The sequence below is a fragment of the Rhodococcus sp. EPR-134 genome (assembly GCF_001647205.1).
Taxonomy (GTDB): Bacteria; Actinomycetota; Actinomycetes; order Mycobacteriales; family Mycobacteriaceae; genus Rhodococcus_F; species Rhodococcus_F qingshengii.
In genome coordinates this window covers 13,438-29,983 of the sequence record NZ_LVCT01000374.1, presented here as the reverse complement: position 1 = coordinate 29,983, position 16,546 = coordinate 13,438, and the positions used below count along the sequence as shown (strand labels likewise).

The window sequence follows — 16,546 nt, the reverse complement described above, 5'->3', positions numbered from 1 at the left end:
GAGCGTCGGGTCACGGAATTCCGCATCGTCTCCTACGACACCCCGCGCGGCAATGCTGCGGCGTACTACCCGGAGACAAATCCGCTCGTTCCCCTCGAACACGTTGCGGCCAAGTCGAACACGCCGGTGTCGAAGGCCGTCACCGTTCGACTCGAAGCATCGGGCGCCTGAGATGGGACGAGTCACCGCACGAACACCGGTCGTTCGAATCTCGGGTGATCGGGTCGTCACGCGCCCCGACACGCTGGCCGTCGAGGAACCACTCGAAATGAGAGTGGGCGGTCAGGTGCTGGCAGTGACGATGCGGACCCCCGGCAACGACGTCGACCTCGTGCACGGATTCCTTCTCAGCGAAGGTGTCATCGCCACCCGCGACGACGTGAGCGTCGTCCGCTACTGCGACGGCGTCGACGAATCCGGTGCGAACACGTACAACGTCCTCGACATCGCTCTCGCTCCCGGAGTGCCGTTGCCCGACCACACCACCGACCGCAACACCGTCGTCAGTTCCGCGTGCGGCGTGTGCGGCAAGACCTCGCTCGACGCCGTCCGAACCACGACGCGACATCCGCTGGTCGGTGACACGACTTCCGTCACCTCGACCATCCTGTCGGCCATGCCGGTCACACTGCGGGAGAGCCAACGGATCTTCGAGCGCACCGGTGGCCTGCACGCGGCCGGATTGTTCACCGCCACCGGCGAACTCCTGGCACTGCGCGAGGATGTCGGCCGTCACAACGCCGTCGACAAGGTGATCGGTTGGGCCATCACCGACGGCCGAGTGCCCCTCTACGACACGATCTTGATCGTCAGCGGTCGGGCGTCGTTCGAACTCGTCCAGAAGGCCGTCATGGCCGGCATTCCGATCCTCGGTGCTGTCTCCGCGCCGTCGTCGCTGGCCGTGGAACTAGCGCAGGAGTCCGGGCTGACTCTCGCCGGTTTCATCCGCGGCGATTCGATGAATATCTACTCGCACCCGCACCGAGTCGAGGTCACGTCGAACTCGCGCGCAACTGAGCCGACAGTCGCACAGCGGAGTTAACTTCCCCGTAGCCCTCGTATCCACCCACCCGCTGCACGACCTCGAAGAACAGGTCTCCCCCGACGGTCGGGGTGAACAGGTGGAAGAACTCGCCGTGAGCGTCCGCGTCGTAAAGGATTCCGGCGCTGCGCATCCGGTCGAGCAGTTCTGAATTCAGACCGAAACGTGCGTCCAGATCGTCGTAGTAGTTCGGGGAAATGGGTAGCGGAGCAAAGCCCCAGTCCTGCATGGACGCAGCGGCACCGAAGATGTTCTCACACGCGAAAGCGACGTGGCTGACGCCGCCGCGGCGGACCGTCGGCAGCCCGCTTCGACTGCCCTCCACCATGTTCAGTGAGATCCGCAGGGTATGTCCGTCACCGTCCTGAACGAGCGTGAGTGCCTGGCTCCGCATGAGTCCGACCGAATCGGTGACGTCCTGCCCCTCGTGCGGTTGCATCTCGAACACGGACCGCAGGAGCAGCATGATGCCGTCCCAACTCTCCGCCGGAACTGCCAGTGCCACGTGGTCGATCCCGGTGAACACTGCGCCCTGTTCACGATTGCGCTCGGCGGGCAGCGGGTAGGTCTCGAATGCCGATTCCCACGCTGCAGCGCTGCCAGGGCCACGAAGGTCGATCGATGTCGCATCGGTGACCTTCAAGCGTACGACGTCCGGTACCTCGGAGTTCTCGTCGCTCGAACCGGGCAACTGCACGCGCGTCGCCGGTACTTCGAGAGCCAGAGCGCGCTCTCCCCACACTTCGGGTTCGGTTGCCCTGATGCCGATCTGAGTGAGAACCGGCAGATCCGCGGGCAGCCCGGGCGCCGTCCACACCGTGCCCGCTGTCGCGTCGACGGCAACGGTGAGCGGTCCGTGCCGCCACAACTGCAAGTCGTGATCGTGGTGCCGTCCGACCAGATGAAAACCGACGCGAGAGAGCATCGAGTGCACCTGGTCCTGTTTAGCCGGACCCGCAGCGATTCGCAGAGACACGATCCCTTCGAGCGGGGTGCGCTCCGGGGCGGTGAACAGCGTGGGTCCACCGGCGGCAGGGTTCGCGGCGGCGACCTGTTCTTCCAGATGGAGGAGCGACCGATGAGCGTCGATTGCCGTCCGCTGGGTGTCCGCGCGTCGGAATACGTCGTTGAAGATCTCGAGCGACCACGGTCCGTCGTAACCGGTGGTGTAGACATGCTGAGCGAACGCACTGAGATCGAAGCTGCCCTGCCCCGGGAAGTTTCGGTGATGCCGGCTCCACTGGAGGATGTCCATCGCCAAGAACGGAGCGTCCGCCAACTGGAGGAAGAAGATCTTCTCGCCGGGAATCTCGCGAATTCCGGCGGGATCGTCACCGCGCGAGAGGATGTGAAAGCTGTCCAGACAGGTACCGAGCGAAGGATGGTCGACGCCCTCGACGATCTGCCACGCATGGCCGTACGTGTTGACGTGGGCACCCCACGCGAGCGCCTCGTATGCAACCTTCTTGCCGTGCTCGGACGCCAGTTCGGCGAGAGCTCCGAATTGCTCTGTCAACTGACCGTCATCGTGACTTGCGGTCGGCAGGGGCGAGGAGCACACCAGGAGCGTCTCGCACCCCAGTTGATCCATGAGCTCGAATTTGCGTTGCACTCGAACAAGATTCCGAGCAAATTGGGCCTCGTCCACCGTGTCGAAGTCACGGAACGGCTGATACAGATCGAGGGTCAAGCCCAGATCCGCAGCCCTCGTTCGTAATTCCTTCGGGGACCACGGCGAAGCAACAAAATCCGGCTCGAACACCTCGAAGCCGTCGAAGCCGGCAGCAGCGATGGCGTCGAGCTTCTCCTCGAGAGTGCCACTGAGCGATACCGTCGCGATCGACGTCCGGACCGGGGCACTCACAGCGCTGCCGCAGTCTGTTCGCCGTGTACAAGTTCCGTCATGTGCGTGAGCATCCGCTTACTGTCGGGCTCGATGCCCGTGAAGATCCGGAACGCGTCGACGGCCTGGAAGACAGTCATTCCGCCTCCGCTGAGCGTCGGGGCTCCGATCAACCTTGCCTGACGCAACAGTTCGGTTTCGAGTGGACGGTAGACGATTTCGGCCACCCACAGATCAGGGCGAAGCAGATCCGGCGAGAATGCCATTCCGGGATGAGCCGCCATTCCCATCGGCGTCGCGTGGATCAATCCGTTTGCCTTGCCGAGCACTTCGGCGAGGTCGCTCGTATTCCGCGCCTCGACAACCTGCGCCGGAAACTGCTGCGCGAAGGTTTGTGCAAGTTCCTGCGCGCGAGGCAGGCTCGAATCGACCAACGTCAGTGTCCCGACGCCACGGGTGAGCGCGGCATAGGCAACCGCCGCACCAGCTCCGCCGGCACCGAGCTGCACGACACGATCGAGCTGTGCTCCGGGAAGTCCGTCGTCGAAATTTCGGCCGAAGCCCGACCAATCGGTGTTGTGTCCGATCGCCTTGCCGGAGTCGAAGAGGACCGTGTTCACCGCGCCGAGCCGGCTCGCATCGGGCGAGAGCTCGTCGAGGTGCTCGATCACCAACTGCTTGCACGGGTGAGTGATGTTGAGGCCGCGGAACCCGAAACGTCGTGCATAGGTGAGAAGTTCACCGATGTCCGACGGCGCCATGCCCATCACGTCGAGATCGAGGATGCGGTAGACGTACGGAAGACCCTGTCTGCGCCCTTCTTCCTCGTGCATGATCGGAGTCAAAGAGGCTCCGATTCCGGTGCCGATCAGACCGCAGAGCATCGAATCGCTCATCAGTTCTTCCCTTCTCGGATGCAGACGAATTCGACTGCGGCGCTGTATCCGTCGATTCCCAATCCACAGATGACGGCGTCGGCGATGCCGGAGACATACGAGTGGTGACGGAATTCTTCGCGACTGTGGATGTTGCTGATGTGCACCTCCACGACGGGGGCATCGAGTGTGACCAGAGCGTCACGCAACGCAACGGAGGTATGCGAGTACCCACCGGGATTGATGACGATGCCCGCGACTCTTCCCCTGGCCTCGTGGATCCAATCGATCAGTTGGCCCTCGTGGTTCGACTGCCTTGCCTCGACCACCGCTCCGAACTTCGCGGCCGCCGCTTCACAGCGGGAAACGACGTCGTCCAGCGTGTCTCTCCCGTAGAACTCCGGTTGGCGCTGGCCCAACAAATTCAAGTTGGGCCCGTTGAGGACCAGGACCGGTAGAGATGAAGTCATCAGGGGCACCTCGGGGTTGACGCTCGAAACTAATGTACGAACTAGTGAGTTAGTTCACTGGACGTTACTCCCCCGACGCGGACTCGACAAGCAAAGTCGACAAACTGCTGACAGATAGAGTGAGCACATGGTTTCCGAGCAGTCAGTGAACTCCGTGGTGTCGAAGCCGGAGAAACGACGCCGAAACAGCGATCTGACCAGGGTGAACATCATCGCCGTCGCCACCGAGGAGTTTGCCGACAAAGGCTTTGCCGGCGCCCGAGTGGACGAGATCGCAACCAAGACTCACACCACCAAGCGCATGATCTACTACTACTTCACCGACAAGGAAGGGCTGTACAAGTCCGTCCTCGAACACGCGTACAGCGTCATTCGTGCGCAGGAACGTGAACTCGACCTCGAGGGATTGAAACCCACGGCAGCAGTCCGCGCCTTGGCCGAACTCACCTTCGACCACCACGAACAACACCCGAACTTCATTCGGCTGGTAGCCAACGAGAACATGCTCCGCGGTGAGCACATCGAGAAATCCGAGCTACTCAGCGGTCTCGGCGCCCCCGCCGCCGACCTGGTCTCGCAGATCCTCCACGACGGACAGCAGTCGGGAGCATTCCGCTCCGACGTAGATGCTCTCGATATTCACATGTTGATCAGCAGTTACTGCGTCTTTCGTATCGCCAATCGTTACACCTTCAAAGCGCTCTTCGACCGCGATCTGACCGACTCGACGCATCGTGAGCATCTTCGAACCATGCTCGGCGACATGGTTGTTGCGTTCTTGACCTCGAAGGCGCCGTCCTGACCCACCCCGAAGTCCGAAAAATCCCCCTACGGTGGTGAGTGGAACTCACAGCTGCCACCGAGAGGAATGACGTGACCGAGAATTACGTAGACGGGCTTTCACTCGAGGAGAAGGCGTCGTTGACGTCGGGCTCGGATTTCTGGCACAGCCAGTCCGTTGCCGGAATCGAATCGATACTCCTGACCGACGGTCCGCACGGAGTCCGGAAACAACCCGAGGGCGGCGACGCACTCGGACTCGGCCACAGCATTCCAGCGACATGTTTCCCACCGGCGGTCGGGTTGGGCTCGTCGTGGAACCTCGACCTCATCCGCCAGGTCGGTGAGGCTCTGGGCGACGAGGCCAAAGCCGAACAGGTCTCGGTCCTCCTCGGCCCAGGCATCAACATCAAACGATCACCCTTGTGTGGCAGGAATTTCGAATACGTCTCCGAGGACCCATTCCTCTCCGGCCGCGTCGCGGCAGCGCTGATCACCGGCATCCAGTCTCGCGGCGTCGGAACCTCGCTCAAGCACTTCGCTGTCAACAACCAAGAACACGACCGGATGAGAGTCAGTGCCGACGTCGACGAACGGACGCTGCGCGAGATCTATCTGGCCGGCTTCGAATACGCCGTCAAGACCGCGGCCCCGACGACGGTCATGTGCTCGTACAACAAGATCAACGGTGTGTACTCGAGCCAGAACCATTGGCTGCTCACCGAGGTACTCCGCGAACAGTGGGGCTTCGACGGCCTCGTCGTTTCGGACTGGGGAGCGGTCAACGACCGCGTGGCGGCACTCGCCGCGGGCCTCGACCTGGAAATGCCGCCGACCGGAACCGATACCCAGATCGTCGACGCCGTGCGCGGCGGCGACCTGGACGAATCAGTGCTCACCACTGCCGCCGAGCGCCTGGCGACGCTGGTGGAACGCACCGCCGCCGCGCGCACCGAAGGCCACACATACGACGTCGAGCGTCACCACGAACTGGCGCGGACCGCTGCAGCGGAGTCCGCTGTATTGCTGGCGAACGACGGAGAACTGCTGCCGCTGACCCCCGGCGGGCAGACCGTCGCGGTGATCGGCGAATTCGCGTGCAGCCCGCGGTACCAGGGGGCCGGCAGTTCACAGGTGGTCCCGAGCAAGCTCGACAATGCTTTGGACGCGATCCTCGACCTCGAAGGCGCCGACCGCGTCACTTTCGCACCGGGCTTCACCTTCGACGGCACTCCGGACGACGACATGGTCACCGAGGCTGTCGACGCCGCACGCCGCGCCGACGTCGCGGTGCTGTTCCTCGGACTACCGTCCGCCACAGAATCCGAAGGATTCGACCGAACCGACATCGAACTGCCGGCTGACCAGATCGCCCTACTGAAAGCGGTCCACGGCGCGAACCCGAACACGGTCGTCGTGCTCGCCAACGGCGGTGTGGTTGCGATCGAGCCTTGGAAGGATCATGCCGCCGCAATCCTCGAGGGCTGGCTACTCGGCCAGGCGGGCGGCTCGGCGATTGCCGATCTTCTGTTCGGCATCACGAATCCGTCCGGCCGCCTGACGGAGACCATTCCGCTTCGCCTCCAAGACAATCCGTCGTATCTGCATTTCCCGGGATCACAGCAGCACGTACGCTACGGCGAAGGCCTGTACGTGGGATACCGCTACTACGACTCCGCGCTGCGCGAAGTGGCGTACCCGTTCGGGTTCGGGCTGAGCTACACCACCTTCGACATCACCGATACCTCCGTCGAGGCCGGTGAGAACTCCGCCGAAGTGACCGTCACCGTGCGCAACAGCGGCGACCGATCGGGCAGCAGCGTCGTTCAGGTCTACGTCCACGACGCCTCGGCAAGCATCGATCGACCCGCGCAGGAATTGAAGGGCTTCGCCAAGGTCCACCTCGACCCCGACGAATCCGCGACTGTGACCATCACGCTCGACAGCAGGGCATTTGCCTATTGGTCTGTCACGGAAAAGGACTGGGCGATCGAGGCCGGCGACTACGAGATCCGCGTCGGCTTCTCGTCTCGGGACATCGCAACCACCGACACGATCACCCTGGCCGGGAACGTCGGCGTCGGCACGCTCGACGCCATGTCGACCATCGGCGAATGGCTCGCCCATCCCGTCGGCAGCGCAGTTCTCGGCGCCGCCATGGCTGCCGCAGCGGGCGACGGTGCACAGGCGGTCAGCCCCGAGATGATGGCACTCGCAGGCTCGATGCCGCTCGGAAAACTCGCCACCTTCGGCCTCGGGATCACCGAGGAACAGGTGGAGCAGTTGGTGGCGGCCGCAGCACAGCCGGCCTCCTAACTCCCTGAACTGCGGTTTCGACGAGCGGCGTGACCGCCGGTAGATTTTTATGAACTATTTGGTTAATAATCTTGTGTAGTTGCTGTGGCGTCGGTTACATTCCTTGTATCGCTCTCCGCACAGACGTTCTTGATACGAACACCATCGGCGGATGTAGAGCCTCCACGACGCTTCCACCCAGGAGATGAGCATGTCAGCTAGCACGGTTACACCGTCCGGGCCCGAGGCGGGGTCCTTGGCAAGGCCGGATACGACCAAGGTCAAGCGCGCCGCAACATCGTCGTTTCTCGGCAGCATGCTCGAGTACTACGACTTCTACATCTACGCCTCCGCCGCTGCGCTCATCTTCCCCACGGTGTTCTTCCCGGACAGCGGACATGCGGCTCTGCTTTCGCTGGCCACCTTCGGTGTCGCGTACGTCGCGCGTCCCCTCGGCGCTGTAGTCCTCGGCCATTTCGGTGACCGCGTCGGCCGCAAGAAGATCATGCTGCTCACGCTCATTCTGATGGGCGCAGCCACCTTCCTCATCGGATGTATTCCCAGCGCCGATTCGATCGGAGTTCTTGCACCGATCCTTCTTGTCCTGATGAGAATCGCCCAGGGCATCTCCGCCGCGGGTGAACAGAGCGGTGCCAGCTCACTGACGCTCGAACACGCCCCCGAAGGCCGACGCGCGTTCTTCTGCAGTTGGACCCTCAACGGCACCCAGGCCGGCTTCATCCTCGCCAGCCTCGTATTCCTGCCCATCGCCGCGCTCCCCGACGACATCCTTTACACGTGGGGTTGGCGAATCCCGTTCTGGGGCAGCCTGATCGTTCTGGTCGCGGCATACATCATGCGTCTCAAGCTCGAAGAGCCCGAAGAGTTCACCGAGCAGCAGGAATCCAAGACCGTCGCCAAATTGCCTGTTGCCGATCTTCTTCGCACCCACAGCGCAAATCTGATTCGCGTGATCTGCTGCGCTTTCATCGCCGTCGTCTCGACCATCTTCTCCGTCTTCGGTCTCGCTTTCGCCACCACCGAAGAAGTGGGGATTCCGAAGTCGACCATGCTCTGGGTTGCCATCGCAGCCAACGCCGTAGCCCTGCTCAGTCAGCCCGCCTGGGCGATGCTCTCCGACCGGATCGGTCGCAGGCCGTTGTTCATCGGTGGCGCCCTCGGTAGCGCGGTGTTCATCTACGTGTACTTCGGCGCAATCGCCAGCGGCAACGTTCCCCTGATCTTCCTCGCCGCAATCGGATTGATGTCCGTCTTCTACGCTGCCCCGAATGCCATCTGGCCGTCGTTCTACTCCGAGATGTTCAACACCAAGGTCCGCTACTCGGGCATTGCGATCGGCACCCAGGTCGGCTTCGCCCTCGCAGGCTTTGCCCCCGCCATCGGCAACGCCCTCATGGGCGGCGACAAGACACACTGGATGCCCGTTGCCATTCTGACTTCGGTGGCCTGCGTCATCTGCGCGCTCTCGGCGTTCACCGCCAAGGAGACGTTCCGCACTCCCCTCAAGGAACTCGGCAACCCGATCTAGCCGACCACCCCACAGACACCCTGCACGAACCACTGTGTTACACGAACCACTGTGTTGCGCGAACGACTGTGGCCCGGCATCTCGCGAGAGATACCGGGCCACAGTCGTTTTGAAGGTCTACGCCGTCTTGTCGCGACGCTCGCCACGTTCCGGCTTACGCGGAACGATGGTCGGAAGTACGTTGTCGTTGACGGTCTCCGCGGTGACGACCACCTTTTCGACGTCGTCACGGCTGGGAATGTCGTACATCACGGGAAGAAGAACCTCTTCCATGATGGCGCGCAGGCCACGAGCGCCGGTTCCACGCAAGATCGCCTGATCGGCGATAGCGTCGAGCGCTTCTTCGGTGAACTCGAGCTCGACGCCGTCCATGTCGAACAGGCGACGGTACTGCTTGACGAGAGCGTTCTTGGGCTCCGACAAGATCTGAACGAGCGATTCCTTGTCGAGGTTGGTCACCGACGCGATCATCGGCAAACGGCCGATGAACTCGGGAATCAGACCGAACTTGATCAAATCCTCCGGCATGACCTCGGCGAAACGATCGACCGTATCCAGTTCGGCCTTCGACCGAACCTCGGCGCCGAAACCGATACCGCGCTTGCCGACACGATCGGAGACGATCCGCTCGAGACCTGCGAAAGCGCCCGCGACGATGAACAGCACGTTCGTGGTGTCGATCTGAATGAATTCCTGGTGCGGATGCTTACGGCCACCCTGCGGCGGGACGCTCGCCTGCGTACCTTCGAGGATCTTCAGCAACGCCTGCTGAACGCCTTCGCCGGAGACGTCACGCGTGATCGACGGGTTCTCGCTCTTACGGGCGATCTTGTCGACCTCGTCGATGTAGATGATTCCGGTCTCGGCGCGCTTGACGTCGTAGTCGGCAGCCTGAATCAGTTTGAGCAGAATGTTCTCGACGTCCTCACCGACGTAACCGGCCTCGGTCAACGCCGTCGCGTCAGCGATGGCGAACGGGACGTTGAGCATCTTCGCGAGAGTCTGAGCGAGATACGTCTTGCCACAGCCGGTGGGGCCGAGCATCAAGATGTTGGATTTCGCGAGCTCAACCGTCTCACCCCGCGCGTCACGGCCCTTGTCGCCGGCCTGAATGCGCTTGTAGTGGTTGTAGACGGCCACGGCCAACGTCCGCTTGGCGGAGTCCTGACCGATGACGTAGTTCTCGAGGAATTCTCGGATCTCCGCAGGCTTGGGAAGCTCGTCGAGCTTGACCTCGCTCGATTCGGCCAATTCCTCTTCGATGATCTCGTTGCAGAGGTCGATGCACTCGTCGCAGATGTACACCCCGGGTCCTGCAATGAGCTTTTTGACCTGCTTCTGACTCTTACCGCAGAAAGAGCACTTGAGCAGATCCCCGCCGTCGCCGATGCGTGCCATCTCGTGAGGTCCCTACTTTCCATCATGTACGTGCACTCGCCGCCACTCGATCGGTCGAGACGCTCCGCAGTACTTCGGTAGTTGTCAGATCAGACAAACTGATCGAACAAATCTGGTCGAACAATCGCAGAACGCCGGTCGAGAACCAGCCCGTGAAGTGACGGTACCCGCAGATCCCGAACGGGGTCGACCTGTTCTCGGCGTTTCGTCTGCGGATAAAAAAGAAAAGAGTCGAGATTTCAGCCTGGCAAGCGCTCCACCAGGCACTTCTCGACGTGTCCGCCTCGTGTCGGGAATCGGGTAACAGATCCTCGACACGAGGCGGAAATCGACTACTTCTGTGCGCTGAGCTTCCGGTAAGCCAGCACGTCGTCGATGATGCCGTACTCCTTGGCCTGCTCGGCCGTGAGGATCTTGTCGCGATCGGTGTCGACGCGGATGGTCTCCGGATCCTTACCCGTGTGCAGCGACAGCGTGCTCTCCATGAGCCGACGCATACGCTCGATCTCCGCAGCCTGGATCTCCAGATCGGAAACCTGACCCTGGATGCCGCCCGTAGCCGGCTGGTGGATCAGAATGCGCGAGTTGGGGAGCGCGAAGCGCTTGCCCGGCGTACCGCCGGCCAGAAGCACGGCAGCTGCCGAAGCAGCCTGACCGAGGCAGACGGTGGAAATGTCGGCACGGACGTACTGCATCGTGTCGTAGATCGCCATCAGCGCGGTGAAAGAACCACCGGGCGAGTTGATGTACATCGTGATGTCGCGGTCCGGATCCTGCGATTCGAGAACCAGCAACTGCGCCATGAGGTCGTTGGCGGACACGTCGTCGACCTGCGAGCCGAGGAAGATGATGCGCTCCTCGAACAGCTTGTTGTACGGGTCGGACGTCTTGACGCCGTAGCTGGTCTGCTCCGTGAACTGGGGCAGGATGTAACGCGATTGGGGGCCCGACGGCGCCTGGCCGCCCAGCGAGTTAGCTCCGAAAAGATTGGTCATCAGTTCTCCAAAGTATGAATTGGGCAGCGAAAGGATGGGCGTACCGGCTCAGTTGCCGGTGCCGCCGGCCTGATTCGCACGGGAGACGACGTGGTCGACGAAGCCGTACTCGAGAGCTTCCTTCGCCGTGAACCAACGGTCACGATCGGAGTCCGCGGTGATCTGCTCGACCGTCTGGCCGGTGTGCTGAGCAATCAGCTCGGCCATTTCGCGCTTGGTGTGCTTGAACTGCTCGGCCATGATCGCGATGTCACTTGCGGAACCACCGATGCCGGCGGACGGCTGGTGCATCATGATGCGGGCGTGAGGCAGCGCGTAGCGCTTGCCCTTGGTGCCTGCCGAGAGCAGGAACTGACCCATCGACGCCGCAAGGCCCATGCCGAAGGTGGCGATGTCGCACTCGGCGAACTGCATCGTGTCGAAGATCGCCATACCTGCGGTCACGGATCCACCGGGCGAGTTGATGTAGAGCGAGATGTCTCGCGTCGGGTCCTCGGCCGAGAGCAGCAGGATCTGTGCGCACAGCTTGTTGGCGATGTCGTCGTCGACCTGGGTACCGAGGAAAATGATGCGCTCTCGCAGCAAGCGCTCGTACACCGAGTCGCTGAGGTTCAACCCAGCGGTCGCTGAAGTCATGGCGGGACTCTGCAAAGTCTCCAGGTGATTGGAAGTCACGGTACCTGCCTTCTATGTGGATCTACTTGTGCGGTGGATCGTCTATGCGAAACACTTCTACTGACACAGACAGTAACGAAGTAGGGCGGCACCGGAGTCCCGGTGCCGCCCTACTTCGCTCAAAGCGGAAAACTCAGTGCAGTCGATCGTGGTGAAAACACCCGTCCGCCTGCGTTTTTACTTGTCTTCGCTCTCGGCGGAATCAGACTCGTCCGCTTCGGTTGCGGCCTCACTGCTGCCGAACAGCTCTGCGGTGTCGACAACTGCGCCGGAGGTGTCCTTGACACCGGCCGACTCGACGACGGACGCGAGAGCCTTGCCACGACGGACGTCTGCGAAGACGGCGCCGAGCTGGTTGGCCTGCTGGATCTGCTGGATGAACTGCTCAGGAGCCATGCCGTAACGCTGCGCCTGGAACAGGATGCGCTCGGTGAGCTCGTCCTGACCGACGGTGACGTTGCCCGCATCGGCAATCGAGTCGAGCAAGAGCTGCGTCTTGACGGAGCGCTCAGCGGCTTCCTGTGCATCCTTGTCGAACTCTTCGCGGCTGCTGCCCTGCTCTTCGAGGAGCTTGTTCAGTGCCTCTTCGTCGTGATCGAGACCGTGAACGGCGTCGTGCAGTGCAGCGTCGACCTCAGCCTTGACGACAGCCTCCGGCAACGGAACCTCGACGGTCTCGAGCAGCTGCTCGAGAACCTTGTCGCGGATCTGACCGGCCTGCTCGACCTTGCGGACGCGTGCGACGCGCTCACGGAGGTCAGCCTTCAGTTCTTCCAGGGTGTCAAACTCGCTGGCGAGCTGAGCGAACTCGTCGTCCTCAGCCGGAAGCTCGCGCTCCTTGACCGTCTGCACGGTCACGGTGACAACAGCTTCCTTGCCTGCGTACTCGCCGGCGACCAGCGTCGACGTGAAGTCCTTGGACTCCCCCGCCTTGAGGCCGATGATGGCTTCGTCGAGGCCCTCGATGAGCTGGCCCGAACCGACCTCGTGCGACAGTCCGCTCGCGGTTGCCTCGGCAACGTTCTCGCCGTCGACGGTGGCCGACAGATCGATGGAGACGAAGTCGCCGTCCTCGACTGCGCGGTCGACGCCGGTGAGGGTGCCGAAACGCTGACGCAGCGAAAGCAGCTGCTCTTCGATGGCTTCGTCGGTGATCTCGATCGGATCGACCTCGACGTTGATGGAGCTGAAGTCAGGGAGCTCGATCTCGGGGCGCACGTCGACCTCGGCGGTGAACTCGAGGAGCTCGCCGTCTTCGATCTTGGTGACCTCGATCTCGGGCTGGCCGATGGCCTTCACGCCGGCGCTGGTGACAGCCTCGGAGTAACGCGACGGCAGAGCGTCGATGACGACCTGCTCGAGCACAGCGCCGCGACCGACACGCGCTTCGAGGAGGCGGGCCGGAGCCTTGCCGGGACGGAAGCCGGGGAGACGAATCTGCTGCGCGAGGGCCTTGTAGGCCTTGTCGAAATCAGACTTGAGTTCCGCGAAGGGCACCTCAACGTTGATACGGACTCGCGTCGGGCTGAGCTGCTCGACGGTGCTCTTCACGAAACTTCGCTCCTTCGTCTGGTCTTGCTCACAACTTGTGTTGAATCGGTACTGCTGTGTGTTCGGTAGTGCTGTGTGTTCGGTACTGCTGTCTGGCGCGGCACTTCACTCCCGGACTTACTGGAGGTGAAGTGCCATGTACGTACTTGTCGGGATGACAGGATTTGAACCTGCGACCCTCCGCTCCCAAAGCGGATGCGCTACCAAGCTGCGCTACATCCCGTTTCCGATCACATGAAACACACGATACGGCCATCCGAGGCCACAAAGACAGCGGGCCACAAAGGCAGCCACCATCGGTGACCGCGCACAACCCTATCGCGCTCACTACTCTCTCACGAACCCGACCGCCATTTGTACACGGCCCGGCTGTCGACCCCGTCAGTATGTCATCCGACGGCAGCCACATACAGCCTTGCCTCAACTGCCATTCAGAGCCGGAATCAGAAGTCGCGCCTGCGGCCGAGACACCCCGACTCGCCGAGCCATTCGCCAATTCCCCAGGTGAACGACGGTCTCGAACTTCTCCGACCCCCCGATTATGAAATCCGGTGGGGCATTGGGTACAGTTTCGTATCGCAGACGACGAACACGGCGATCCCGAGTTGTCGTATGCACGGGGATGTAGCTCAATGGTAGAGCCTCAGTCTTCCAAACTGATCACGCGGGTTCGATTCCCGTCATCCCCTCCATCAGGAGGGAAACTCCACAAAAGATCCGCATCGGCCCAGCCGGTGCGGATTTTTTGTATTCCGACTTTGTCCACTCAGACCACTCCCCTGCGGTCCGTATCCTGGAGTTGTCCGGATCGATTCTGCTCGGGAGGCCACTCGTGACCACGATTCTTCTCATACTCGTCGTTCTGGCCGTAGTCGTATTTCTGGTCATGAAAAGCCAGCAACGCGGTTCCGGCCACAGCGCAACACAACTCGACGATGCGAAAGCCGATGCCCGGCAGGCGATCGAACGCCTCGGCGGTCAGGTCTACAACCTGACCGGCAGTGACGACGCGTCGCGCCAAGCCCTCGCCGACGCGGCCGAACGGTACAACGCCGCAGGCTCGCAGATCGATCAGGCCGCAACGCCGGTCCAAGCACGTCTCGCGAAACAGACTGCACTGGAAGGGCTTTACTACATCCGCGCGGCACGGGTGGCGATGGGCATGGATCCAGGACCGGAAGTTCCTTCCATCGACGGACAGAAGGCTGCCGGTTCGGTCACCGAAGACCGTGAGGTCGAATTCGAGGGCCGCAAGGTCGCCGCATCACCCAATCCGTCGTCGCACACACCCAACTACTACCCCGGTGGCCGAGTCGCCGGACGCCCGGTCCCGGCCGGCTGGTACTCCGAACCCTGGTGGAAGCCTGCACTCGTCGCCGGCGCCTGGGGTCTGGGTTCGATGATGCTGTTCTCGACCATGTTCTCCGGCATGGCCGGGGTTCCTTACGGCGCAGAGGCTTTCGCCCAGGGTGGCGATCCCGGCGCCGACACGGGAGCCGGCGACTCCGGCGATCAGGGCATGGACGCCGGTGATTCCGGTGCGGACCAAGGAAGTATGGACAACACGGATTACACCGCAGACGGCGGCTACGACGGTGAGGGCAGCGACTTCGGGGACTTCGGTGGTGGTGGTGGGGACTTCGGCGGCTTCGACTTCTAAGCCGACTGACACACCGGGCACCAGAACAGGTTTCGTGCCTTCATGACGGAATGCAGGATCGGTGTGCCGCACACGCGGCACGGCGATCCTGCTCTTCTGTAGACATAGGTACGCGGACGATCCTTCGCGTACGCCGGATCTCCGTTGTCGTGCTCGGCGCGAACGACGTGCATCTTCCCCCGTCTGACGCCGACTTTCATCAATTCGACTAGGTCTGCCCACATGGCGGTCCACTCGCCGTGAGAGACGAGATTCCCCGGTCGTTCAGGGTTGATTCCGTGACGAAAGAGAAGTTCGGCGCGATAGACGTTGCCGACACCCGCCAGGACCGCCTGGTCCATCAGCAGGGCGCCGATTGCCGTCTTGGACTTGGAGATTCGCAACCAGGCCTTCTCTGGATCCGCGTCGCGGCGCAGTGGGTCCGGCCCGAGTCTGGCCTCGATCGCGGCGACCTGAGGAGGTAGCAGGACTTCGCAGGCGGTGGGACCACGAAGGTCGGTGCCGAAGTCGGCACCGACCATTCGCATCCGGACCTGGCCTACCGGTTCTTCCATCGGCAGGGCGGCGTCGGTGAACTTTCCGTACAACCCGAGGTGTACGTGAACTGTCAGACCGTTGTCGTACGTGTGCCAGAGGTGCTTTCCCCAGGCATCCGAGGACGTGAGTACGTGTCCGTCCACCAGGCGCGCGTCCTCGGCGAATCTGCCTTGCGGACTGAGGACGCGGACCGGTGAACCGACGAACTTGCGGGCATGCAACCGTGCCAGCCGGTGCAGGGTATGACCTTCAGGCACGGAACAACTTTCGGATCACGCTTGCGGCAGAGCCGGTGCGACGCCGGTCTTCTCGTACTCGGACAGGATGTCGATACGACGCTGGTGGCGCTCTTCACCCGACCATGCGGTGGCGAGGAAAGCGTCGACGATGGCAAGCGATTCCTCGAGGGAATGCATACGTCCGCCGATGCCGATCAGCTGAGCGTTGTTGTGCTCACGTGCCAGCTTCGCCGTTTCGACGCTCCAAGCGAGGGCGCACCGTGCGCCGGGAACTTTGTTCGCTGCGATCTGCTCGCCGTTGCCACTGCCACCCAGGACGATTCCCAGGCTGCCCTCGTCGGCGACGACGCGCTTTGCGGCTTCGATGCAGAAAGCCGGGTAGTCGTCCACGGCGTCGTACTCGTGAGCACCACAGTCGATGGCCTCGTGGCCGTTCGCTTTCAGGTGTTCGATGATCTCGTTCTTACGTTCGAATCCGGCATGGTCGGCACCCAGGTATACGCGCATGGCGACAATTCTCTCAGGCCCGACCAGCCGGGCGCACCCGGGTCGACGTCACACTTTCAGGAACACGCATCGCCGCGCGAGCACACCTATCGTGGTGCCCATGTACCCCGTCAACGGCCAGGCCGCTGCA

The 16,546-nt window shown here is 62.3% G+C and carries 14 protein-coding genes and 2 tRNA genes; 6 read left to right on the top strand and 10 right to left on the bottom strand.

The window, feature by feature from the left end; translation table 11 throughout:
* The first annotated feature begins 172 nt into the window (after positions 1 to 172).
* Positions 173 to 1,042 (top strand): formate dehydrogenase accessory sulfurtransferase FdhD, encoded by an 870-nt coding sequence (gene fdhD, locus A2J01_RS17045; RefSeq protein WP_064113167.1) that lies wholly within the window; start codon positions 173 to 175, stop codon positions 1,040 to 1,042.
* Here fdhD and A2J01_RS17040 read toward each other — a convergent pair.
* Genes A2J01_RS17040 through aroQ form a run of 3 tightly spaced genes read right to left on the bottom strand, consistent with a single transcriptional unit; the run spans position 993 to position 4,230 of the window.
* Complete coding sequence (locus tag A2J01_RS17040) at positions 993 to 2,906, bottom strand: sugar phosphate isomerase/epimerase and 4-hydroxyphenylpyruvate domain-containing protein (protein WP_064113166.1); 1,914 nt, start codon at positions 2,904 to 2,906, stop codon at positions 993 to 995. The two genes, fdhD and A2J01_RS17040, sit on opposite strands and share 50 nt — an antisense overlap.
* The gene (locus A2J01_RS17035; RefSeq protein WP_064113165.1) at positions 2,903 to 3,781 is read right to left on the bottom strand and encodes a shikimate dehydrogenase; all 879 of its coding nucleotides are present in this window, start codon (positions 3,779 to 3,781) and stop codon (positions 2,903 to 2,905) included. Before A2J01_RS17035 ends, A2J01_RS17040 begins: the two co-directional genes overlap by 4 nt.
* Complete coding sequence (gene aroQ / locus A2J01_RS17030) at positions 3,781 to 4,230, bottom strand: type II 3-dehydroquinate dehydratase (protein WP_058227172.1); 450 nt, start codon at positions 4,228 to 4,230, stop codon at positions 3,781 to 3,783. The genes A2J01_RS17035 and aroQ overlap by 1 nt, the downstream gene beginning before the upstream one ends.
* Before the next feature lie 127 nt (positions 4,231 to 4,357).
* On the opposite strand from aroQ, the gene A2J01_RS17025 reads away from it, so the two are divergent.
* The 3 genes from A2J01_RS17025 (at position 4,358) to A2J01_RS17015 (ending at position 8,854) form a co-directional block, all read left to right on the top strand.
* Positions 4,358 to 5,032 (top strand): TetR family transcriptional regulator, encoded by a 675-nt coding sequence (locus A2J01_RS17025; RefSeq protein ID WP_007730968.1) that lies wholly within the window; start codon positions 4,358 to 4,360, stop codon positions 5,030 to 5,032.
* Between the two features lie 71 nt (positions 5,033 to 5,103).
* Positions 5,104 to 7,326 carry a glycoside hydrolase family 3 C-terminal domain-containing protein gene (locus A2J01_RS17020; RefSeq protein ID WP_064113170.1) on the top strand — a complete coding sequence of 741 codons (2,223 nt, stop codon included), beginning with the start codon at positions 5,104 to 5,106 and terminating at the stop codon, positions 7,324 to 7,326.
* A gap of 190 nt (positions 7,327 to 7,516) precedes the next feature.
* Positions 7,517 to 8,854: an MFS transporter gene (locus tag A2J01_RS17015; protein WP_042450291.1), complete on the top strand. Its 1,338-nt coding sequence runs from the start codon at positions 7,517 to 7,519 to the stop codon at positions 8,852 to 8,854.
* 117 nt (positions 8,855 to 8,971) lie between these two features.
* On the opposite strand, the gene clpX is transcribed toward A2J01_RS17015, so the two are convergent.
* The 5 genes from clpX to A2J01_RS16990 form a co-directional block, all read right to left on the bottom strand.
* Positions 8,972 to 10,252, bottom strand: a complete 1,281-nt coding sequence (gene clpX, locus A2J01_RS17010) for an ATP-dependent Clp protease ATP-binding subunit ClpX (protein WP_003944582.1) — start codon at positions 10,250 to 10,252, stop codon at positions 8,972 to 8,974.
* A 332-nt stretch (positions 10,253 to 10,584) separates the two neighbouring features.
* Positions 10,585 to 11,247 carry an ATP-dependent Clp protease proteolytic subunit gene (locus A2J01_RS17005; RefSeq protein WP_003944539.1) on the bottom strand — a complete coding sequence of 221 codons (663 nt, stop codon included), beginning with the start codon at positions 11,245 to 11,247 and terminating at the stop codon, positions 10,585 to 10,587.
* Positions 11,248 to 11,295: 48 nt separating this feature from the next.
* Positions 11,296 to 11,883, bottom strand: a complete 588-nt coding sequence (locus A2J01_RS17000; protein WP_007730960.1) for an ATP-dependent Clp protease proteolytic subunit — start codon at positions 11,881 to 11,883, stop codon at positions 11,296 to 11,298.
* A gap of 216 nt (positions 11,884 to 12,099) precedes the next feature.
* Positions 12,100 to 13,473: a trigger factor gene (gene tig / locus A2J01_RS16995; protein ID WP_064113164.1), complete on the bottom strand. Its 1,374-nt coding sequence runs from the start codon at positions 13,471 to 13,473 to the stop codon at positions 12,100 to 12,102.
* Positions 13,474 to 13,622: 149 nt separating this feature from the next.
* Positions 13,623 to 13,696, bottom strand: a tRNA-Pro gene (locus A2J01_RS16990).
* A gap of 395 nt (positions 13,697 to 14,091) precedes the next feature.
* Between A2J01_RS16990 and A2J01_RS16985 the strand changes: the two genes are divergently transcribed.
* Both A2J01_RS16985 and A2J01_RS16980 read left to right on the top strand, forming a co-directional pair.
* A tRNA-Gly gene (locus A2J01_RS16985) sits at positions 14,092 to 14,165 on the top strand.
* Between the two features lie 194 nt (positions 14,166 to 14,359).
* Positions 14,360 to 15,133 (top strand): hypothetical protein, encoded by a 774-nt coding sequence (locus A2J01_RS16980; RefSeq protein WP_064113169.1) that lies wholly within the window; start codon positions 14,360 to 14,362, stop codon positions 15,131 to 15,133.
* Here A2J01_RS16980 and A2J01_RS16975 read toward each other — a convergent pair.
* On the bottom strand, positions 15,130 to 15,927 hold the full coding sequence (locus A2J01_RS16975) for an Fpg/Nei family DNA glycosylase (protein WP_003944531.1): 798 nt from the start codon (positions 15,925 to 15,927) through the stop codon (positions 15,130 to 15,132). The two genes, A2J01_RS16980 and A2J01_RS16975, sit on opposite strands and share 4 nt — an antisense overlap.
* 15 nt (positions 15,928 to 15,942) lie before the next feature.
* On the bottom strand, positions 15,943 to 16,416 hold the full coding sequence (locus A2J01_RS16970; protein WP_003944571.1) for a ribose-5-phosphate isomerase: 474 nt from the start codon (positions 16,414 to 16,416) through the stop codon (positions 15,943 to 15,945).
* Positions 16,417 to 16,546 lie beyond the last annotated feature (130 nt).